At 68.7% G+C, this 21,328-nt stretch carries 14 protein-coding genes; 3 read left to right on the forward strand and 11 right to left on the reverse strand.

Annotated features, from left to right (window positions below):
• Positions 1–4: 4 nt before the first annotated feature.
• Positions 5–1,858 carry an MBL fold metallo-hydrolase gene (locus G1H11_RS11550; protein WP_163818700.1) on the reverse strand — a complete coding sequence of 618 codons (1,854 nt, stop codon included), beginning with the start codon at positions 1,856–1,858 and terminating at the stop codon, positions 5–7.
• 24 nt (positions 1,859–1,882) lie between these two features.
• Between G1H11_RS11550 and G1H11_RS11555 the strand changes: the two genes are divergently transcribed.
• Complete coding sequence (locus G1H11_RS11555; RefSeq protein ID WP_163818701.1) at positions 1,883–3,766, forward strand: glycoside hydrolase family 84 protein; 1,884 nt, start codon at positions 1,883–1,885, stop codon at positions 3,764–3,766.
• A gap of 268 nt (positions 3,767–4,034) precedes the next feature.
• On the opposite strand, the gene G1H11_RS11560 is transcribed toward G1H11_RS11555, so the two are convergent.
• The 9 genes from G1H11_RS11560 to G1H11_RS11600 all read right to left on the reverse strand — a co-directional run bounded on the left by G1H11_RS11560 (position 4,035) and on the right by G1H11_RS11600 (position 16,618).
• A complete protein-coding gene (locus tag G1H11_RS11560; RefSeq protein WP_163818702.1) occupies positions 4,035–5,576 on the reverse strand; it encodes an FAD-dependent oxidoreductase in 1,542 nt (513 codons plus the stop codon).
• Positions 5,563–7,464, reverse strand: a complete 1,902-nt coding sequence (locus G1H11_RS25230; protein ID WP_163818703.1) for an alpha-amylase family protein — start codon at positions 7,462–7,464, stop codon at positions 5,563–5,565. The genes G1H11_RS11560 and G1H11_RS25230 overlap by 14 nt, the downstream gene beginning before the upstream one ends.
• Positions 7,465–7,478: 14 nt before the next feature.
• A complete protein-coding gene (locus tag G1H11_RS11570; RefSeq protein ID WP_163818704.1) occupies positions 7,479–8,906 on the reverse strand; it encodes a GH1 family beta-glucosidase in 1,428 nt (475 codons plus the stop codon).
• Positions 8,903–11,506 carry a glycoside hydrolase family 2 protein gene (locus tag G1H11_RS11575; protein ID WP_163818705.1) on the reverse strand — a complete coding sequence of 868 codons (2,604 nt, stop codon included), beginning with the start codon at positions 11,504–11,506 and terminating at the stop codon, positions 8,903–8,905. Before G1H11_RS11575 ends, G1H11_RS11570 begins: the two co-directional genes overlap by 4 nt.
• Before the next feature lie 29 nt (positions 11,507–11,535).
• Complete coding sequence (locus G1H11_RS11580) at positions 11,536–12,465, reverse strand: carbohydrate ABC transporter permease (protein ID WP_174257579.1); 930 nt, start codon at positions 12,463–12,465, stop codon at positions 11,536–11,538.
• Positions 12,462–13,421 carry a carbohydrate ABC transporter permease gene (locus G1H11_RS11585; RefSeq protein ID WP_174257580.1) on the reverse strand — a complete coding sequence of 320 codons (960 nt, stop codon included), beginning with the start codon at positions 13,419–13,421 and terminating at the stop codon, positions 12,462–12,464. Before G1H11_RS11585 ends, G1H11_RS11580 begins: the two co-directional genes overlap by 4 nt.
• A 5-nt stretch (positions 13,422–13,426) precedes the next feature.
• On the reverse strand, positions 13,427–14,845 hold the full coding sequence (locus tag G1H11_RS11590) for an ABC transporter substrate-binding protein (RefSeq protein WP_163818706.1): 1,419 nt from the start codon (positions 14,843–14,845) through the stop codon (positions 13,427–13,429).
• Positions 14,846–14,987: 142 nt separating this feature from the next.
• A complete protein-coding gene (locus G1H11_RS11595; RefSeq protein ID WP_163818707.1) occupies positions 14,988–15,698 on the reverse strand; it encodes an aspartate/glutamate racemase family protein in 711 nt (236 codons plus the stop codon).
• Entirely contained in the window at positions 15,698–16,618 is a 921-nt protein-coding gene (locus G1H11_RS11600) for a hypothetical protein (RefSeq protein ID WP_163818708.1), read from the reverse strand. Before G1H11_RS11600 ends, G1H11_RS11595 begins: the two co-directional genes overlap by 1 nt.
• Positions 16,619–16,815: 197 nt before the next feature.
• Between G1H11_RS11600 and G1H11_RS11605 the strand changes: the two genes are divergently transcribed.
• Both G1H11_RS11605 and G1H11_RS11610 read left to right on the forward strand, forming a co-directional pair.
• Positions 16,816–18,660: a transketolase gene (locus G1H11_RS11605; protein WP_163818833.1), complete on the forward strand. Its 1,845-nt coding sequence runs from the start codon at positions 16,816–16,818 to the stop codon at positions 18,658–18,660.
• 12 nt (positions 18,661–18,672) lie between these two features.
• Entirely contained in the window at positions 18,673–19,209 is a 537-nt protein-coding gene (locus G1H11_RS11610; RefSeq protein ID WP_163818709.1) for a hypothetical protein, read from the forward strand.
• 80 nt (positions 19,210–19,289) lie between these two features.
• Here the strand turns inward: G1H11_RS11610 and G1H11_RS11615 are convergent, their stop codons facing one another.
• Positions 19,290–21,314, reverse strand: a complete 2,025-nt coding sequence (locus tag G1H11_RS11615; RefSeq protein WP_163818710.1) for a CocE/NonD family hydrolase — start codon at positions 21,312–21,314, stop codon at positions 19,290–19,292.
• Positions 21,315–21,328: the final 14 nt, after the last annotated feature.

A 21,328-nucleotide genomic window follows, 5' to 3' on the forward strand; every position in this document is an offset into this window, starting at 1 on the left:
CGCGTTACGTGGCCGGGACGATGTCGATCAACGCCTCGGCATGCTGGCCCAAGCGTAGGTTGCCGAAAGTCACGTCGACAGCCACGCGGGCCCGATGCTGTACGGAGTCCCCGGCCACGACATCCACCATGGCTGTGGCCGTTTCGCCCGGTTCGAGCTTAAGGACTACGACGCCGGGCGCGGACGTCCACCCCTCGGGGAGCACCGGCGCGATGGTCGCGTCGACGGCGTCGTGCAGGGGATTGTGAACGGTGACCTCGAGCCGTACCCGCTCGCCGGTGGCCGCGGAGCTTCGGTACGGCGCGATCCTGGCCGCGATGCCGTCCGCTCCGAGGTTCACCTCGTCGAGGGGCAGCAGCTCCTGGTGGATCTCCACCAGCTGTTCGGCATCGTCGGCAATCATGTCGAGATAGGCGTTGTCCACCCAGCGCGGCGCCCAGTGCCCGCTGATCATCACGCCAGGCGCGATCTTGCGGAAGAGCGCGGCGCTGTGGCGGTAGTCCTCGATGCGGAACAGATTGCGGTACTGGTAGTTGAGGATCTCCCGGCGCTCGCCCGGTATGCCCTGGGTGTCCTGCTGGTCGCCGGTGACCAGCACACGCAGGCCGTCCACCTCGAACTCGAAACCGGCCGCGTAGAGCGTGTGTCCCGGGAGCTCGTGCACGGTGATCTCGTATTCGTGCCATTGGAACGACTCCTCGAGAGGGAGCCGGCGGTCCACCGGGATGGGGTCGTACCACAGGCAGGGCAGATCGTAGTGGTCGGGATTCTCCAGGATGGGCGCCACATTGGCCGGTGCCCACACCTCCGCGCCTTCGACGTCGCGCAGCAAGGGAACACCGGCGACGTGGTCGTCGTGGTAGTGCGTCAGCAGCGCCACCTCCACCGAGCTCACGCCGTGGTTGCGGCGCAGCGCCGGTAGTGAGGCCAGCCACGGCCGGCGGGAGGCGCGGTCGGTACCGGCGGGAAGGCCGGTAGTCGTGTCGTAGCCGTAGTCGATGATCATGGCTGCGCCGGTCTCGGACACCAGGACGTAAGAACAGGAGTTGCTGGTCCGGTTCATGAGCAGGTGCGGGGTGAGCTCGATGAACGGGTGGTTCAGCAAGCTGTCGAGGTCCCACGGGTACGGGCGCCGCGAGTCGACGTAGCGGCCCATCCGCTCCGCGAGCAGCTCGAGCGCGGCCCGCGGCTCGGTCATGGGTTCACCGTGCGAGGGCAACAGCACATCCAGCGGCTCGTTCATCAGCTGGAGGCAGCTGAGCACCACCATTGCCGGGCCCTCGTTCTCGGTGTACGACCACTGGGTGGCCGCGAGGGACCAGACCTTGCCGGGCGCGTAGATCAGATCGCCGGTGAAGGCGATCTCCTGGCCGTCACGAGCGACGACGTAGGTCACCGAGCCGGTGGTGTGGCCAGGCGTCGGCAGTACGCGTACGGTGATTCCGCCGTATTCGGCCGAGCGGTACTCGGGTACAGTCCCCGCGACCACCACGGGCTCCAGGAGCGAGAACTTGTCCTGCCGGAGGTTGTAGTCGTTGACCATCGGCCGGCTGGACCACATCTTGTCGACTGCGCCGAACAGATCCTGCTCCACCGGTGGGACGTGGATCTCGACGCCGGCGGCCACCGCGCGGTGCAGGCCTTGCCCCTGATCGCGATGGTGGTGGGTCATCAGTACATGGGTCAGCCGTTCGATCCCCATCTCGTGGAGGTGATCGAGAACTGCTCCCGACCCGAAGTCGACGGCGATGCCCGTCGTGGGTCCTTCTGACTCGGTGTCCTGACGGATGACGTACACATTGCAGGTGTCCCTCAGTCGGAACACTCCCGGCGCGACTTCGGAGACAAGAGAGCTCATATGGTCGATGGTATCGTTCCCACAATGAGCCGCGGTACCCCTGGAAGTGCCCGATCGAGATCGAATGCGGGGCTTCTCGTCCCGTATCCCCGGCTGGTGGAAGGCGCCGGAGTCGTGTCCTTCGACCGGCTCGTCGCCGATATCGACCCTGTGTGCGCGCCGGCTGCCGCGCTGATCCAGGCCAGCGGGCTGATGCCGCGCCCGGCGGCCAGGGACGCCGGCACGGCGCTCACTCTCCGGGTCGGCTCTGGCCCGCGAACGGCCGCATGGCAGGACGTGGCAAAACACACATCCGGCGTCCTCGAGACCCTGCCTGCCGAAGGGTACGTCTTGATGGTGTCGGCCGAGGACGAGCGCCCGTGGGCTGCCGTGGCCGGAGCGGACCCAGCAGGCGCGTACTACGGCGTTCAGACTCTTCTGGCCCTGGTCGACGCCGGCGGTGATCGCCTTGAGCTGCCGGCGGTCACTGTCACGGATTGGCCGGGACTCGGCTGGCGCGGCACCATCGAGGGGTTCTACGGCCCGCCGTGGTCACACCGAGACCGGCTCACCCACCTCGAGTTCGCCGGGCGGCACAAGCTCAACGCGTACGTGTACGCGCCGAAGGACGATCCCTTCCACCGCGCGCGCTGGCGAGAGCCGTACCCGGCCACCGAACTCGCGCAGCTCGCCGAACTGGTGACGGCCGCGCGCGCCCACCACATCCGCTTCGTCTTCACGATCTCGCCCGGGCTGTCGATGGTCTACAGTGATCCGGCCGAGCTCGAGCTGCTGCACGCCAAGCTGGCGCAGGTGTGGGAGATCGGCGTGCGTGACATCGGGCTGCTGTTCGACGACATCGAACCCGAGCTCACCCACGACGCCGACATCGCCCGGTTCGGGGCCGAACCCGGCTCGAGCGCCTTGGCTCACGCTGCCGTGTGCCGGCAGGTCATCGAGGACTTCCTTCGGCCCCGTGGCGCCGGCCGGCCGCTGCTGATGGTGCCGACCGACTACGCCGGGATGGCGGCGTCGCCCTACCGGGAGCACCTGGCCCATGAGCTGCCGGACGAGGTGCTGGTGTGGTGGACCGGGCGTGACATCGTCGTCGGCGACGTCGACCGCGAGCATATCGACCAGGCGGAGCAGAGTTACCGGCACCGGCTCCTGCTGTGGGACAACTTCCCGGTCAACGACTTCGACTTCTCCCGTGTCTTCCTCGGCCCACTGCTCGGAAGGACCACCGACCTCGATGGCGCCCCGATGGCCGGCGTCACCGCCAACCCGATGCCCCACGCGGCAGCGTCGGAGATCGCGTTGGCGACGGTCGCGGACTGGGCGTGGAATCCTGGCGAGTACCGGCCGGGGGACTCGCACCGGCGCGTCACGGCGGCGTTGGGCTTGGACGCGGCACTGGAGTCCCTGATTGAGGCGTGCAGCTCCTGGCCGCCGTCGGCGCCGCAGCACCCGGCGTTGTCCTCGTTGCTCGACGAGGTCCTGGCGCAGGCCGGCGCCGATAATCTCCGCGACAATGCCCCTGGCGGTGCGATCGACGGCAGCGGGGTCGTCGTCGGCGGTCAGGTCGTCGGCGGTGAGCGTGACGACGCAGACGCGACGAGCCGCGCCCGGGTTGCGTTCGCCGCGATGACGCGGCCTGCCGAGCCGACGACGCCGGCGGGCGAGCGGCTGGCCGACGAGCTGCGCCCCTGGCTCGACGCGCAGGCTGCTATGGGCCGGGCCGGGCTGGCGGCCCTTGACCACCTGACTGCGCCCTCGGCCGAGACGCGAGCGGCGGCCGAGAACGCCCTTGCCGACGCGCAGGCGTGTGAGCAGAACGTCCTCAAGTCGGTCGTCCCGCCGTTCGTGGAGGCGACGCTCCACCGCTGGGATGCGCCGCCCCGACAATCAGATGACCCGAACGGACGTTGATCGAAAGTCCTGCCTCAGGACGTCGCTGACGATTGATGTCTCGGGGCCACTTCTCTGCTGTGGCTTGACTTCTATGCCGTGAATCGCGCGCAACGGCGGATCTGGCGTGCTCCGCGCGATCCTGGGCAGTGAAGTCAACCCTGGGCAGTGAAGTCGACGCTCGGGCAGCGAGGTCAACCGCCGGTGGCAGACCATGTGCGTCACCTGATCATCTACAGCACGGCGATCAGACTGCATGTCGACGATCAGGTGACCAAACCGGTGGGAGCTAGAGGGCGAGGACCTGACCCGCGGCGCGCAGGGTGTCCTGTACGGAGGCCACGTCGACCGACTGCACCGGCCGGCCGGACCGGGCGGCCTCGACGGCCGCCACACCGGCGGCATGACCGAGCATCTGGTACTGGACCTCCATCCGGACCGACGAGAACGCCACGTGGGACGCCGACACGCACACCGGCACGATGAGGTTGACGCACTCCTCGTAGCGCGGCACCAGCGACCGGTACGGGATCGGGTACGGCTGCACCGGCACCGACAGGTAGCCCTCGGTGAAGACCATGCCGATGGGCCGAGGGTGCTCGTGCACCCACCGCCAAACGCGCTGCACTTCGCGGACGTCGATATGGTACGAGCCCATCGCCACGACGTCGTGCTGCCGGCGCGGCGGGTTCCCGGTGAGGTCGTGCTCGGTCAGGACGTACTCGCCCAGCATCCGCCGCGCTTCCCGGACGTAGAGCTGGTGCGGCAGGTGGCCGGTGTCGGCGAACTCGTCGGCGGGCAGCCCCCAGCGGGACATCTCCGCGCGCACCTGGGACGGTACGGCGGGGTCGTTGGCGAGAAAGTACAGGAAGTCCCGCGCATGATTCAGGTGATGCAGCCGGATCCGCTCCCGCCCGGCCGCGTCGGCGTCCGGATAAGCCCAGGCCGAACCGTCGAGAACACTCAGCGAGAACGGGCCGATCGAGTTCCCGTCGCACTTGCCGTTGGGCAGATTCTGCTCCAGCCCCAGAAGCTGGCCGGCCCGGACTTCCAGGCCATCGCGCCTCCAGCGCTCGAAGATCCGCCGGCCGAGCTCCCAGTACGCGTCGTCGTAGCTCTCACTGGGCGTAAACGGCACCCGGTCCGCGGCCTGGGTCAGGCACACCCGGTACCCGTAGGACATCACCCCGCGGTCACCGATGCCGGCGTCCACGAGATCACGGTCGTGGATCTGGGACAGGATCGCCCCGCCCTCGAAGCCGTCGGGGTCGCCGGCGAAAGGCGAGATCCAGGCCGGAACCGTGTGCCGTCCCGGCACCAGCTCCTGCCGGCCCGCATACCGCTCGCCGTACAGAGAGCGGTCTTCCCGCCCGACGGCGTAGGAGACCCCCGCGCCGGCCATCACGTCGCCCTCGTAGCCGGCGTCCACGAACACCCCGCCGGTGATCCGTTCGCCGCCGGCCAGCACCAGTGCGGTGATCCGCGCGTCGGCCGTCTCGACCCGCTCGAGAGCCGAGCCGAATCGCACCTCCACCCCAGCCTCCTCCAGCCAGCGCAGGTAGATGGCCTCGGCGACGTGGGGTTCCGGCCCGGCGTAGTGCCCGACCGGCACGCCGTAGTGTGCGGCGATCGCTTCCCGGAGCCGTCCGGCCATGCCCTGCACCACTCGGGCGTCGCCGACGTCGGTGTAGCCGAGTCCGCCAGACGTCATACCGCCGACGTGCCGGCCGGGCTCGAGCAGGAGGACGGTGGCGCCGGCCTCGGCGGCGGCGACGGCGGCGCAGACTCCGCCCGAGGTCGCGCCGTAGACCACCACATCAGGCCCGTGCACGGCGGTACTCCTTCCATGTGCGTGCCACCAGCGCCAGATCGTCGGCGGTGAGCCGCTCCCTGGACGCGTCGATCGCTTCGATGTAGTAGAGGGCGGGGACGCCGAGGTCGGCCTGGACCTCGACGTATGCCCGCCAGGAGTCGCGGTCCGGCATCGGCCACTGGTCCGTGTCGACGAGGTGGCCGGGCAGGCTGTGCTCGGCCACGGCGTGCCGGAAGCGCAGCTGCTCCACCACGTGCACCCGGTCGCCCGCGTTGTCCCTCTCCAGCACGTCGTTGAGCCGCACCATGTCGCACACATCGCCGAACGACGGGTGCGGCGTGTGGGTCACCATGAGCGCGTCCGGCTTGGCCGCCTTCGCGGCGCGGTGGATGGTGCCGAGCAGGGTGTGCAGGGCGGCGATGCCCCACGTTCCGTCGTGGGCACGCAGCGACATCCCGGAGGGCGCGCGCTGGGTGAAGTCCACCTTGAACCCGTCGGCGTCGAGTCCTTCCGGGCCGAGCAGATGGGTGACGATCCGGGCCAGCCGCTCCAGGTACGCCGGGTTCGCGACGTCCACCGCCACCGGGCGCCCGGCCGGATCCAGCACGCACTCGTCGTCCGGGATGCCCTCGGGATCCCATGCCTTCCACCACAGCAGGACCTTGCGCCCGGCGCGGTGTTGCTCCGCGATCCAGCCGCGCAGATCCGGCCAGCGGGCAGGATCGACGGTCGCCGCGCCGTACGACGCCTGCCACCGGTCGTCGATGACGATGGTGCCGGGGTCGAGGCCGGCGTCGTCCATCGTCGCGAGGAACTCGTCGTACACGTCCTGGCGGGCGAGATCCGCGGCCTTGAGCACGGTCGCGCCGCCCACCAGGCCGATGTCGTCGGAGACCGGCCGATCGGCGTCCGCCATGGCGGCCCGCGCGCATTGGGCGCCCCAGCCGCAGAAGATCGGCTCGGTCCACCATCGCGGAGGCGCCTTCGGCAGGTCCGGAGCCATGCCCCGCGCGATGAGATCGTCGCGATAGTCCGCCAGCGCTTCCCACGGGTCGCCCGCCGGACGCAACACCACCGCCGGTGTCCTCCAGGCCCCGGCGCCGATCCGGGTGTGCCCCTCGTAGTCGAGGCGGAGGCAGAAGCCGCCGTCGAGTGGGCTGTACCGGGCGGCGGTCATGGTCAGCTCGTTCACCGGTGCCCGGACGGACATCCCCCACCAGCGGCCCTCCGGGACGTCGGCCGCGCCGATCGCCGCCTGGTCACCAAGAGCCCAGCACAAGGGTGGCGGCGAGAAGATCCCGTGCAGCCGTCCCGGCGACGCGTCTCCCACGACGCCCAGCGACGACGCCGCACTGGCGGGGCGCACCACGTGGACCGGTTCGGTGGGGGTGGGGCTGAACAGGGAGGCGAACCGGATGGAGGAACGGAACGTCCCGCCGGCGCCGTTCGGCAGGATCGCCCGTCCGCCCAGCAGCGTGACCTCGACCAGCCGGTTGGCGTCGGCATTCCTGGGGCTGGCCGGCGGCCCGGAGACCGTGAGCCAGACGGCCACCTCGGTGGCGTCGCACCGGACGTGGACGGATTTCTCGTTCCAGGTGTGGCTGGCCATGTCGATGACGAACTCGACGGCGTCGTCGGAGGCGTCGACGACCCGGGCCGGCTGGATGTCGTACGACTCGTCCCGGACACCCATCAGATCGAGACTGCCGAGAAGGGAGAGCTCGGTCCAGATCTGGCCGTCGCCGGCCAGGTCCCGCAGCACGGCGCGTGGCTGGGTACCGTCGATGTCGAGACTGTAGGCGGACCCGCTGACCGTGAATCCGGACGACGAGCGGGACCACTCGACGGTACCGAGATCCTCCCGCCTCGCGGTGGCGGAGGGCATGCTGAGATCGCTCTGTGCCATCAGGACTGTGCCTTTCAGGGGTTGACGCTGCTGGGTGCGGCGCCGGCGACGAGGTCGCCGTCCACGGGCAGCCGCCCGGTACGGGCGAGTTCGGCATACAGGAGCCCGGAGTCCTTGATGGTGCGCTCGCCGGTGCGGTAGTCCACGTGGACCAGGCCGAACCGGGGGCGGTAGCCGAGCGCCCACTCGAAGTTGTCCATGAGTGACCAGTGCAGGTAGCCGCGGACGTCGGCGCCCGCCGCCATCGCCTCCGCCATGGCCGTCACGTGCTGCCGGAGGAAGGACTGCCTCCGGACGTCGTGGACCCGGCCGTCGTGCAGCGGCGTGTCGGCGAAGATGCCGCCGTTCTCCGCGATGATCAACGGGACGCCGTCGTACTCCCGGTGCAGCCGGACCAGCAGGTCTCGGAAGGTATCGGGGGAGATCTCGGTGCCTTCGTCGGTGCGCGGGACCTGGTCCTGAGGGGAGACCACGCGCCACGGGAACGGCTGATCCGCGCCGTCCGGCTCGGCGGCCCTCATGACCCGGCGGGTGTAGTAGTTCACCGCGAGGAAGTCGCTGCGCCCGGCTATCGCGGCCTCGTCGCCGGCGCGGATCTCGGTGAGCTCCCGGCCCAGTGCCCGCTCGTAGTGCTCCCGCATGTCGGCCGGGTAACCCTTGCCGAAGAGAGGATCGAGATGCCAGCGGTTGCAGTAGCCGTCGGACGCCCACGCGGCCTCGACGTCCCGCTCGTCGTCGGACGCCGGAACGCAGGGCAGAAGGTTCAGCGCGGCGCCGACCTTGACGCCCGGGTGGGCGCGCAGCACGTCGGCGCCGGCACCGTGCGCGAGCATGACGTGGTGTCCGGCCGCCACCGAGGCGCCGAGGTCGCGGATGCCGGGTGCGTGCAGCCCGAGCCGGTAGCCCAGCAGGGCGATGATCCAGGGCTCGTTCTGGGTGATCCACCAGGGGACCCGATCCGCCAGCCGGTCGGCCACGGCCGCGGTGTACTCGGCGAACGCCTCGACGCTGGACCGCCCCGCCCAGCCTCCGTCGGCCATCAAAGCCTGTGGCATGTCCCAGTGGTTCAGCGTGAGCACGGGCACGATGTCCCGCTCGAGCAGAGCGTCGACGAAGCGCTCGTAGTGGTCGAGCCCGCGCTTCTCCACTCGCCCGCGGCCCTCCGGCATGATCCGCGACCATGCGACGGAGAATCGGTAGGCACCCAGGTTCATCCGGCTGAGCAACTCGATGTCCTCGGGCCAGCGGCGGTAGGAGTCACACGCCACGGAGGCGTCGCCGCCGTCCTCGACGGCTCCAGGCTGCCGGGCGAAGACGTCCCACACGGACTCGCCGCGGCCGTCGGCGTCGAGGCTGCCCTCGATCTGGTAAGCCGAGGTGGCGGCGCCCCAGAGGAACCCTGGCGGGAAGGCGACGTCCGGGGTGCCGGCGGATTCGGTCATGATGCGGTGCCCTCCAGAGGTAGGGGATCGGTGTTCCAGGACTCGAGTCGCAGCCGCCACGGCGGCGGAGCGGAGCGCCAGGTGACGGTGAACGTACGGGTCTCACCGGGTAGCAGCGGCCGGGGATCCACGTCGACGACGGCCCATCCGGGGACACCGGCCGGGCGGTCGTCACTGAGGTGAAGCCCGACGACGGCCGGCCCGGCGGCATGCTCCACCGTCACGGTGGTCACTGGCGCTCCGGGCTGTGACGTGACGTCGACCCGCACCTCAGCGCGGGGGAGGTCCAGCAGCGGCGTGAGGTCGCGGCCGGCGGAGAGCACGACGAGCTCCCGGTCGATCAGCGACGAGCCGGCGTCGTGCCAGAGCAGTTCCCAGAACAGAAGCCCGCGGTCGGGCCGCTCGGCGATATCCCCGAGATCGGCCGCCAGCCTCCCGGCGGCCTGCGGGTAGCCGACCGGCTCGGGAATCGCCCACGTGTCCTCCGCGACGAGGTGGCCGCCGGCGGTCAGCAGCCTGGCCGTGACCTGCCCCCCTGATGCCCGGCCCGGTTCGGACCATACCCAGGCCTCGACGGCGGCCAGGCCGCCGGTATGTGCCAGCCGCTCCACCCGAGCCGTGACTCGTTCCGGCAGGTAGGCCCGGGTGACCGCGTGGTAGGCGGGTTTGGGTTCGCCGGCGTGGTCGACCACCGCGGTGCACCAGGCGTTCGGGTAGGACTCGGCGAGTTGCCACGGGATGACCATGGAGCTGCGCGGCCAGCGCCGCCGGTCCGCTTCCACCGCGTATGCCAGGCCGGTGGCTTGCAGGAACTGGCTGGCCCGCCGGACCTCCTCCGGCCCGTCGAGCCGCCCGCCGAAGCAGTCCTGGACCAGCTCGGTGTTGTTCCACCAGTCTCCGAGATGGCGATAGACCGGGTTCTCCCTGCCGGTCGGCCAGCGATCCTCGGGCGAGACCAGCGCCTGCCACAGCCTGCGGTTGGCCATTCCCTCCACGCCGAACTCGGTGTGGGCGAGAGCCGTGCCCTGGTTGTACAGGGTGTAGTGGGCCTCCAGGCCCTGGTGCTCCCACGGGCCGTGCACGTCGTGCAGGTCGTCGGGCCGGTCGGAGATGACGTCGATGCGGTTGTGGAACAGCGGTCCGGTGGGGGACGTGGGCGCCCAGTGCCGTCCTGGGTCGAGCCGGGCGACCTCGTCGCGGAGCGCGGTCAGTGCGGGGGATCGGGTGTCGTCCAGCGGGCCGTCGTCGTCCTCCAGCTCGTTCCCGCCGCCCCACATGAGCAAGGCCGGGTGCCGGGTTCGCGGCGGGACGACGACGCGTGCTTCGTGGCGCAGGTGCGCCACGAAGCCCGGGCTCGTCGCCGGTGCGCTCTGCATCCCGGAGCTGGACTGGGAGAACTCCTGCCAGATGAGCAGCCCGGCGCGGTCGCACGCGTCGTAGAACTCCTCGGTCTCCACCAGCCCGCCGCCCCAGACCCGCAGGATCCGGGCGCCTGACCGAGCCGCGAGGTCGACCAGATGCTCCACCGTCGCCGGGTCGATCTCGCCGTAGAGGGCGTCGGCCGGAGCCCAGTTCCAGCCGATCAGCTCCATGGGGCGTCCGTTGATCACCGCGGTGTAGGGCAGGGCACCAGCCGGCGCCCCCGCGTTCGGCACCATCTCGGCGTGCCGGAAACCCATCGTGGCGGTGTACCCGGCAGTGGCGCCGCCCTCGGCGACGGCACCGAGCTCGACGGTGTAGAGGTGTTGCTCGCCCCATCCACGCGGCCACCACAGGGACGGGGCAGGAATCTCGAGGTCGGCTGTGAGCCGGCGGTCCTGGTGGGGACGCATCTGCGTCCGGGCCACCACTCTCCACTCGGGATCACGGGCGACGACGTCCACGACCGGGTCCGCGCCGTCGTCGGACTCGATCGCGGCGGTGACGTGGATCCGGCCCGAGGCCAGATCAGCGGAGAGCTCCGCGCGGATCTGCACGTCGGAGAGGTGCCGGGTTCCCACCTCGAGCCGGATGCCGCGCCAGATGCCCTGGTGAACCAGGCGCGGGCAGAAATCCCATCCGTATCCCATCCGTGGCGCGTGCCGCGTGACCCTGTCCGTCCTGCCTACCTGCGGCTCGCCGGGCGGCGCGGGATCGACCACGACGGCCAGCCGGTGAGTGCCGCCATCCGCGACAAGATGCGTGATGTCGAAGCGGCCGTGGTGGTACAGCCCGTCGAGCCGGCCGACCTCCTCGGTGTCGACATACACGCGGGCACCCGGGTCCACGCCGTCGGCGCAGAGCACGGCCCGGTCTCCCGTGGAGAGGGTCGGCACCTCGAACTCGCGGCGGTACACCCAGGTGCGCGCGGCGACCCACTCGGCGTGCCGGGAGTTGCGTCCGGCGTAAGGATCGGGCAACTCACCCGCACGGTGCAGGTCCCCGATGACGGAGCCCGGCACCCGGGCAGGCAGCCAGCCCGGGGCCAGCCCGGCCCTGGCGGTGGCGTCGCCGGCATTGTTGCGTGCCGTCACCGGCTTGTCCAGATACCACTGCCAGGTGTCGCCCAGCGCTTCGCGGACGGACCAGGCCGGGCCGCCGAGATTGATCGTCGTGTTCATAACGCGCGGCTACGGGAGCCGGGACGTGCTCACCCCTTGGTGCCGGTTGTGGCGATGCCCTGGACGAAGTGCCGCTGGCCGAGGAAGAACAGGATGATCATCGGGACCGTCGTGATGACGCTCGCGGTGACTACGATCTCCCAGTGCCAGTTGCCGCCGAATCCGTACTGGTCGAGCAGCGCCTTCAACCCTCGTGGGACGGTGAACTTGTCACTGTCGCGCAGATAGATCAATGGGCGCATGAGGTCGGTCCACGCCGCCTGGAACTCGAAGATCAAGGTGATGATCAGTGCCGGCTTGGTCAGTGGAGCCGCCACCCGGGCGAAGATGGTCCAGTTGTTCGCGCCGTCGATCCGCGCCGCCTCGAACAGGTCACGTGGCAGCCCCAGGAAGAACTGCCTGAGCAGGAAGATGTAGAACGCGCTGCCGAACAGGTTCTGCGCCCACATCGGGGTCAGCGTGTTCACCATGCCCAGGTTGTTCCAGATCAGGAACTGCGGGATCATCGTGACCGCGCCGGGCAGCATCATCGTCGCCAGCACGATCCCGAAGAGGAAGTTCCGGCCCCGGAACCTGAAATACGAGAACCCCCACGCCACCAGGGCGCTGGAGATGGTCACCGTGACCGCTGCCAGAACCGTGACGAAGACGGTGTTCCACAGCCACAACAGCATCGGCGCCTCTTGCCAGACGTTGATGTAGTTGTCGAACGTGAACGTCTCCGGGAGGATCTTGTTGTCGAAGACTTCGCCGCGGGGCTTGAACGACGCGCTGAGCAGCCAGATGAACGGATAGATGAACAGCAGCGTGACCGAGATCAGCGCCACGAAGGTGAGGATCTTGCCCACCGTGATCTTGGGCTTCCTGGGCCGGGGCGGCACCCGGGTGGGCGGCGTGCCCGGTACGTCCGGTGCGCCCGCGTCGTCGACGTGTTCGGTCCCGACAGCGCCGGCGGTCATCGCTGCTCCCCTTCGTAGTAGACGAACCGCTTGCTGAGCATCATCTGGAGCGCGGTGAAGACCATGATGATGAGGAACAGCAGCCAAGCCATCGCGGAGGCGTAACCCATGTTGAGGAACTCGAAGCCCTGCTGGAACAGGTAGATGACGTAGAACAGTGCCGCGTCGTTGCTGTAGGTCGTATTCCCGGCGCCGAAGTAGGCCGTATACGCCTCAGTGAACGTCTGGAACGCGGCGATCGTGTTCACGATGAAGATGAAGAACATCGCGCCGCTGATCATCGGCAGCGTGATCTTGAACGTCTGCTGCCACCAGTTGGCGCCGTCGACGCGGGCGGAGTCGTAGAGCTCCTGGGGCACGTTCTGCAGCGCCGCGAGCAGGATGATCACCGACGAGCCGACCGACCACAGGCTGATCAGGATGAGTCCCGGTTTCACCCAGGTGGGGTCGGTGGTCCATGCCGGGCCGTCGATGCCGACCCAGCTCAGCACCGTGTTGATCAGTCCGTTCTGGCCGTTGAACAGCAGCAGGAGCAGAATGCCCACGGCCACGGGCGGGGTCATCTTCGGCAGGAAGAACGCGGTGCGGAAGAACCCGGCCGACCGGCCCGCCTTGTACAGCAGCAGCGCCAGCGCGAGCGAGACCATGACGTACAGGGGCACCTGCAGCACCGTGAAGTAGAACGTGTTCCACAGCGCGAGGCGGACCTTCGGATCCTCGAGCATGCGCTGGTAGTTGTCCAGCCCGATGAACTCGGGATCGTTGATGACGTCGTAGTTGGTCAGCGACAGGTATCCGCTGTAGATGATCGGCCAGGCGGTGAAGACCAGGAAGCCGATGATCCACGGGCTGATGAACAGCAGCGCGGCACGCGTGTTGCGCCTGCGGCTGATGCGCTTCGCCCGGAGCGCCGAGGTGTCACTCGGCGCTCCGGGCGAAGTGGACGTGGTGGCCAACTCCGTTAGTCCTCGTCCCAGGCGGCCCAGGCCTCGTCCAGGGCGGCCTGCGCCTCTTCTTGCGCCTGCTCCATGGCGGCCTGCGGCTCCTGCTGGCCGTTGAGGACCCGGTTGACGGCGTCCTGCCAGGCGGTCTTGAACTGTGCGTCGGCCGGGTTCGCCGGGAGGCTGACGGTGTGCTCGTTGGCCTCGTACGTGGCCTCGATCGCGGCGTCCCACTTCTCGTCGCCGCTGGGTTCCACGAACGCGTCGTAGATCTGCTCGTCGGCCACCGCGTTCCCGGTCAGCAGGCCGGTGAACGGCTTGTCATCCTCGGCGCGAGCTTCGGCCCGAGCCTCGGCGGCCTTCATCCAGCTCTCGGTGGCCGTCATCGTCTTGATGAACCGGCACGCCGCTTCGGGATTGGCGCTACCCGCAGGAATCGCCCAGGCCGAGCCCGACGAGTACGCGATGGTCTCACCGGTGCGGCTCTTGACCGTGGAGAAAGCCAGCGGCGCGTCGGGAGAGACGTCGTTGAGCACGTTGACGTACCACTGCTCCATCGGCATCGCGCCGAGCTCACCCGAGGCGAACTGGTTGCCGTTGCCGAAGAAGTCGGCGGAGTCGCGGACCGCCTTGACCGTGCCGAACCCGTCTTGCATGTCGTAGATGCCGACCGCCCACTCCAGTGCTTCGACCACCTTGGGATCGTCCAGCTGTGCGGTCCGGCCGTCGTCCGAAAGCAGGGCGACGTCGTTGGCCCGGGCCCAGAGGGGCAGGAACTCAGGAAGCTTGCTGTCGAAGCCGATGACCGAAAGCTTGCCGCCGTCCTTCTGGTGCATGGCCTCGGTGGCGGCCTCGATGGCCTCCCAGCTGGAGCCGTCGACGTCATCGAGGGTGAGCCCGGCCTCGTCGAGCAGCTCCGAGTTCGCCATGGTGATCTGCACCTGATTGAACTCGGGGATGGCGTAGAGCTGGCCTTCGAATGTCACCTGCCCGATGGCGGCTTCGCGGAACATCGACGTGTCGATGCCTTCGCCGTCCACGCACTCGTCGAGCGGAATGATGGCGCCGCGCGAGGCGAACGTGCCGATCTGGTCCCGGTTCGGCCGGATGAGGTCCGGCGGGTCGTTGGTGGCCACCGACGAGAGGAACTGCTGGATGTCGAGCTCGCCTTCGGCCACGCTGACCTCGACCGGGTCGACGACGCTCACTGCCTCGTCGTACCGGACCTGGGCGATCTCATCGCCCATCCCGAAGCCCATGATCGAAAGCTCACCCTCGAGCTCGGCCTCCGGGTCGAAGGCCGAGCCGCTCTCGGCGGCGTTGTCATCGGATTCGTCGGTGTCGGTGGAGTTGTCGTTCGAGGTACCGCTGGCGCATGCCGCAAGGGTCAAACCTGCGGCCGTCACCAGGACCAACCACCGGACGGGTGCAGGTCTCATGGGCTGTCCTCCATGTTTGGGGAGGCGCCTGACGTGCGGCGCCCACAGTGTGGCAACGATTTCATATGAGAACGTACCCACATAGGCTGACTCGCGTCAACGAGTGTACGTAACGAATTAGAAACAAGCCGTCCTCCCATGATCATGGGAAGGTCTGGGCGACGTGGGCAAGTAGGCGTTCCACGGCGAGTCGCGGCGAGCTCAGTACCGGGACACGCGCTTCTGCCGTCACCGGTTCCGCCAGATGCGCCATCGACGCCTGGGCGAGCACGACGACGTCGGCGCGCTCTGGTGTCGCCCAGTCCCGGGCGGCGCGCGCGACCAGTGCGTCGTGCCGCTCCAGGTCGCCGGTGGAGCGAGCCTGCCCCGCGTCGGTCAGGGTCTCGGTTTCCACGCGCGGAGTGGTGCCCGCCTGGGTCGCACTGCGCTGGAGCAGCCGGACAGTGGGGCCGATGGTGCTTTCAACGGTGGCCAGCACGGCGATCCGGCCTCCGTCGCCGGCGACGTCGACGGCGCGGTCGGCCATCGCCTGGTCGATGCGGATCACGGGCGGCAGGCCGCCGGTGGTGCCGGAAGCGGAGAACTGCTCGGTCGCCTCGCCCAGCGACGAGCACGTGACGAGCACCGCCTCAGCGCCCTGGTCGCGCAGGTGGCCGACGTGAGAGTGCAGGCGATGCGCGACCGCGGGTGTCACGCCGTCGGACATCGCGGTCTGCAGGAGCCACGGATCGGTGACGTGGATGGGTTCGACCACCGCGCCGGTGTGTGCGGCCACCTCGACCACGAGGTCGTGGAAGACCGCTCCGAGGGCGGGGACGGTGTGCACCAGCCCGAGCCGGGACGTGTGTGCCATCATGCCTCCCACCACGGCCTGGCGTGCTCGTCGACCACCTCTGCCAGGCGTCGTAACCGGGGCAGCGAGACGCGCTCCAGCTCCTCCAGCGGCCGGCCCACGACGTCGCTCCACAGGGCTCGGCCGGCTAAGAAGCCAGAGGCACCTGCCCGGCACGCCGCCGTGACGGCCTGGGGGAAGCGGTCCAGCTGAACACCCTGGGACAGGACCACCCAGGGTCCCGTGATGGCCTCGTCGAGTGCCCGGCACTCGTCCTCCAGCTGTTCGGGGTCTCCCTCACCAGCACTCGGAACCTGGGCCTTGTACAGGCTGGGCCGCAGCGTCGACAGCTCGGCCGCGGCCTCGCGGATCGCGGCGTTGAGATCCCATCCGTGCTCGGCCTCGGCGGGGGTGGCGCGCACGACAGGCTCGAGGACGCTGAGCACGCCATGGTCATGTGCCACCTGGATAAACTCTTGTGCCAGGCGTACGCGCTGCTCACGTAGGCTGTCCCGCCGCCAGATGACGAGAAGTTTGAGTGCCGCGACACCATCGAGCATGCCGGGTGCGGCCAGCGCGTCGTGATCGAGGTGTGTCTCCTCGACTGGCCCCCCCACCTCTTGAGTGAGGGCGTCCACGGCGAGAATCAGGCCACACGAGTCGGGCAGGACGCGTTCGGTGCGGACAGTGTCGAAGCCCAGCTCGCGGTCGATGAGGAATCCGGATGCCAGCGGGCCGAGGGCTCGCGCGACGGCCAGCTTGAACTCCACGAGCTCGCTCGTCGACGGGCGGGCGCCCGTCACGCCCTCGAACATCGTCCGCAGACTCTCCCGCTGATCCATCGCCACCATGGCGAGGCCACCGTCGGGCCGGGCGAGCCTGTCCAGGGAGGGCTCGCGCGTGCGCTGACGTGATGGCGCGGTGATCGGCACGTCGTTCATCGGGCTCCTTGAAGGTCGCTGGCTCTGGCGCCGGCTGAACGGCTTGCCGCTCAACCGATGTGACAACGATCCCACATTACTCGACGTCCGCCCTCGGTACCCGGCACAGGGCGCGGACAGCCGTGAGATTAGGCCCGCCCAGTCCCGCCTGAACGGCGCGCCTACGGGTAAGGGCTGTAGCTGTGACTGAAGAAGAGATGAGCGACCTCGCGGAACTTGCGCAGCAGCTCCGCGTCGACGCCGTTCGATGTTCCGAAGTCGCGGGGTCCGGGCATCCGACCTCCTCGTTGTCGGCGGCACATCTCATGGCGGTGTTGTTCGCGCGCCACCTGCGCTACGACTTCGATCACCCGGGCGAGCCGGGGAACGATCGGCTGATCTTCTCCAAGGGGCATGCCTCGCCGCTGCTCTATGCCCTGTACAAGGCCGCGGGAGCGATCAGCGACGACGAGCTGGTCACCTACCGGGCCTTGGGCAGCCGGCTGGAGGGGCATCCCACGCCGAGATTGCCCTGGGTCGATGTCGCCACCGGCGCGCTCGGCCTGGGCCTGCCGATGGGCGTCGGCCTGGCCCTTACCGGCAAGATGCTGGACCGGCTTCCGTACCGTACCTGGGTACTCTGCGGCGACAGCGAACTGGCCGAGGGCTCCAACTGGGAGGCCTTCGAACATGCCGGGCACGAGCGGCTGGACAAGCTCGTCGCCATCATCGACGTCAACCGGCTCGGCCAGCGCGGACCCACCCGGCTGGAATGGCGGACCGACGAGTACGCCGCGCGCATCGGCGCCTTCGGCTGGGACACCATCGAGATCGATGGACACGACCTGAGCCAGATCGACGAGGCTCTGCGGGCGGCGGGCAGCAAAGGTAGGCCCACGGCGATTCTGGCGCGAACCATCAAGGGCGGTGGTGTCGAGGCGGTGGCGGACAAGGAGGGCAAACACGGTAAGCCGGTGAGCGACGCGCGGGCGGCGATCGTCGAGCTCGGCGGCGCTCGCAACATCGGCGTCCGGGTGGCGAAGCCGACCTACACCGCGCCGCCACACCGTTTCGGTCACGCCGTGCCGTACGAGCCGCCGAGGTATGAGAAGGGCGACGATGTCGCGACCCGGGACGCGTTCGGGGCGGCACTCGCCGCGCTCGGGCATGCCCGTCCAGATGTGGTGGGCTTGGACGCGGAGGTGGCCGACTCCACCCGGATGCAGCTGTTCGCCGACGAGCATCCGGACCGGTTCTTCCAGTTCTACATTGCCGAGCAGCAGATGCTGGCTGCGGCCATCGGCATGCAGGCCCGTGGCTGGATTCCGTACGCCGCCACCTTCGCCGCATTCTTGACCAGGGGATACGACATCATCCGGATGGCCGCCATCGGCCGTGCCGACCTGCGGCTCGTGGGTTCGCATGCCGGTGTCGCGATCGGTGAGGACGGCCCGTCCCAGATGGGGTTGGAGGATATCGCGGCCTTCCGGGCAGTGCATTCCAGCACCGTGCTACACCCCTGCGACGCGAACCAGACCGCTGCCCTGGTGGCCGAGATGGGCGACCGCTCCGGCATCTCCTACCTGCGTACCTGCCGCGGCGTGAACCCGGTGATCTACGGACCGGACGAGGAGTTCGTCATCGGGGGCAGCCGGATACTGCGGTCCTCCAGCAACGACGCGGTCAGCTTGATCGGTGCGGGGGTCACCGTCCACGAGGCCTTGCGCGCGGCGGACGACCTGGAACGGGAAGGCGTCCGGGCCCGTGTGATCGATCTGTACTCCCTGAAGCCGGTGGATGCCTTCACCGTGCGGGCCGCCGCCCGCGAGACAGGATGCCTGATCACCATCGAGGATCACTGGCCGGAGGGCGGCCTCGGGGACGCCGTGTTCGACGTGTTCGCCGGTGGCACGCCGCCACCGGCGCTGATCAAACTGGCGGTCCGCGACCTTCCCGGCTCGGCCGAGCCCGAGGAGCAGCTCAGCACCGCCGGCATCGACAGTGCCGCCATCGCCGGCACGGTGCGTTCCTATCTAGCCGAGCGAGCCGTTACAAGAGACTGATCGGAGCATCCCATGGGAGACGAAACCGCGGCTGCCCAACAGAACCGTGCGACAGCGGACACCGAGTTGCTGGGCATCTACCTCAACGACCACCTTGCCGGGGCGACGGCCGGCGTGCGCCTGGCCTATCGGATCGCCAGGTCACACCAGGGACCAGGCGATGGCCAGACCCTGCTCCGGCTGGCCGACGACATCTCCGACGATCGCGCGCAGTTGTTGTCGATCATGAACGCCCTTGGCATCTCGGTCAGCCGGTACAAGGCTCAGCTGGCGGCCGCTCTGGAATGGGTTGGCAGAGTCAAGCTCAACGGCTCGTTGCTGACCCGCTCTCCGCTGAGTTCGCTCGATGAGATCGAGGCGCTGCGGCTCGGTGTGGAAGGCAAAAGGGCCCTCTGGCGGAGCCTGCGTGAAGTGGCCAAGGTCGACGACCGCTTGGACGCGGACCACCTGACCGAACTGGAGGAGCGGGCGCGTGCGCAGATCGACACGCTGGAGCGGCTGCGGCTAGAGACGGCTGCCGCCGTGCTCGCCACGCGTTCCCCCAAATGATCATGTAAACCATGTTTTCCCGTGCTTCACCATGCCTGCAGGCATGGTGAAGCACGGGAAAACATGGTTTACATGATCATTTAGACGTGGTCCCGGGGGATTACCAGGCGCCAGTTGTGGGCCGCCACACGGTACTCGCCCTCGTATGCGTCGAGCGCGGCGTGCAGGTGAAAGTTCTCTGGCGTGGACGTGAGCGTCGTTCTGGTGACTGTCCGGACTTCCCAGTCGCCGCGGGAGAAGCCCATGGTCCACACCACTTCTCCGCGGACCGTCTGGAAGTCGTTGTCCACCCAGCTGTAGGTCTCCTCCGCCCGGCGGCTGACCAGCAGGTCGATGTCTTCGAAGCGGACTGTGCCGAGATCTTTGATGACCTCGAGCTTCGAGTGGTAGTCGATCAGGTCGCGGGTGACGGTCCACTGGTGCTCGCCCGGTCGCAGCGTCTGAGTCTCGATGGCCGGCGCGCCTTCAGGGGGATCGAACGGTGTCGTGGAGACGTCGTCGGGCCGCTCCGACGGCCGTACCGGGAGTGTCAGGTCGCAGCCGGCCGGGTAGAGCGTGAGCTGTACCGGCACCGGTGGCGGCCAGGCCAGCGGCCAATACGAGCTGGAGACCGCGACGCGGATGCGGTGGCCGGGCGGAAACGCGTGAGCCATGCCGTTGAGCAGCACCGGAACCCGATACGTCTGCCCCGGCTCCAACGGCTGCGGTATGTCGTGCCCGTCGCGGTGGGTGAGATTCAGCAGACCATAGCTGACCCTGGTGGCGCGTCCGTCAGGAGCCACGTCGGACAGCCGCACGGCCACTTGGGCAACCGGCTGATCCACGCTGAACTCGAGATGGACTACCGGCGCGCCCAAGACCTCCCAGCGTTCGTCCAGGAGATCGCTGTCGAAGACGATCGCTCCGCCGTCCTCTTCGCGCTGGTCGTACGGAAGATCCGGGGGTGCGTTGTAGGAGCACCACTTGCCGGCGAACTGCCCGACGGACAGGGGAGACTCGATGGTGAGCGGCTGCGGATCGGCGATCTCGCCGGGAGGTATCAGGCGATAGCGGCTGAACGCGCGTTCCACCAGGTCGATCTTCGGGGACGGCCATTCCCACTCGCCCACCCACCGGCCGGGCCTCTCCTCGTAGGCTGTGGACGGCGGGACGCTTTCCTGCATCCAGATCCGCAGGGCCGGTTCGTCCATGACGCCGTTGTCGGCGCCCTTGAGCCAGTGATCCCACCACCGGACGCACTCTTGCAGGAATCCGATGGCCGGCCCGGGCTGCCCGGTGTGCGGATACTTGTGCGACCACGGCCCGATCAGGCCCTTGCGGGGTGCGCTCAGGTTCTCAAGCATGCGCAGGACCGCGTTCGAATAGCCGTCGGCCCATCCGCTGACGGCATACACCGGGCACTGGACGGCGTCATAGTCCTCGCAGACGGAGCCGTGCTGCCAGAAGCCGTCGCGGCGCTGGTGCCGAAGCCAGTCCTCCAGCCACAACCCGCTGCCGTCAAGACGCTGGTGCCACATGTCTCGCCACTCGTCGCCGACGACGGCGGGGTCGGGCGGGCATGACGTGTAGGCGAACATCGTCGACGCCCACGAGAGGTTGTCGCTGAGAAGACAACCGCCCATGTAGTGGACGTCGTCGGCGTAGCGGTCGTCGGTGGAGCAGACCGTGACGATGGCGTCGAGTTGCGGTGGCTGCCGCGCCGCCACTTGCAACGCGTTGAACCCTCCCCATGAGATCCCCATCATGCCCAGATGGCCATCGCACCACGGCTGTTCGGCGGCCCAGGCCAGGATCTCTTCCGCGTCCTGGAGCTCGCTCTCCAGATACTCGCCGGTAAGCACTCCCTCGGAGTCGCCGCTACCGCGAAGGTCCACCCGGATGCTGGCATAGCCATGACCGGCGAAGTAGCGGTGATTCACGGAGTCCCGGTGGGCGGTGAGATCACGCTGGCGGTAGGGAATGAACTCCAGGATCGCCGGTACCGGCTCCTCGTCGGACCCGACCGGCCGCCAGATCCGTCCGGCGAGATGGACTCCGTCGCGCATCGGAATCCGGACGTCCGGGTCTTCGCGCACCTCTTCAGGGAGGGAATCGACAGTTCGCACGCACTCCTCCTGTG

This window comes from Phytoactinopolyspora alkaliphila, from assembly GCF_010550695.1.
Classification (GTDB): Bacteria; Actinomycetota; Actinomycetes; order Jiangellales; family Jiangellaceae; genus Phytoactinopolyspora; species Phytoactinopolyspora alkaliphila.

Coding starts and splice junctions, on each gene's coding strand:
- G1H11_RS11550 (WP_163818700.1), bottom strand. CDS start 1,858: ATGAGCTCTCTTGTCTCCGAAGTCGCGCCGGGAGTGTTCCGACTGAGG.
- G1H11_RS11555 (WP_163818701.1), top strand. CDS start 1,883: ATGAGCCGCGGTACCCCTGGAAGTGCCCGATCGAGATCGAATGCGGGG.
- G1H11_RS25230 (WP_163818703.1), bottom strand. CDS start 7,464: ATGGCACAGAGCGATCTCAGCATGCCCTCCGCCACCGCGAGGCGGGAG.
- G1H11_RS11570 (WP_163818704.1), bottom strand. CDS start 8,906: ATGACCGAATCCGCCGGCACCCCGGACGTCGCCTTCCCGCCAGGGTTC.
- G1H11_RS11575 (WP_163818705.1), bottom strand. CDS start 11,506: ATGAACACGACGATCAATCTCGGCGGCCCGGCCTGGTCCGTCCGCGAA.
- G1H11_RS11580 (WP_174257579.1), bottom strand. CDS start 12,465: ATGACCGCCGGCGCTGTCGGGACCGAACACGTCGACGACGCGGGCGCA.
- G1H11_RS11590 (WP_163818706.1), bottom strand. CDS start 14,845: ATGAGACCTGCACCCGTCCGGTGGTTGGTCCTGGTGACGGCCGCAGGT.
- G1H11_RS11595 (WP_163818707.1), bottom strand. CDS start 15,698: ATGGCACACACGTCCCGGCTCGGGCTGGTGCACACCGTCCCCGCCCTC.
- G1H11_RS11600 (WP_163818708.1), bottom strand. CDS start 16,618: ATGAACGACGTGCCGATCACCGCGCCATCACGTCAGCGCACGCGCGAG.
- G1H11_RS11605 (WP_163818833.1), top strand. CDS start 16,816: ATGAGCGACCTCGCGGAACTTGCGCAGCAGCTCCGCGTCGACGCCGTT.
- G1H11_RS11610 (WP_163818709.1), top strand. CDS start 18,673: ATGGGAGACGAAACCGCGGCTGCCCAACAGAACCGTGCGACAGCGGAC.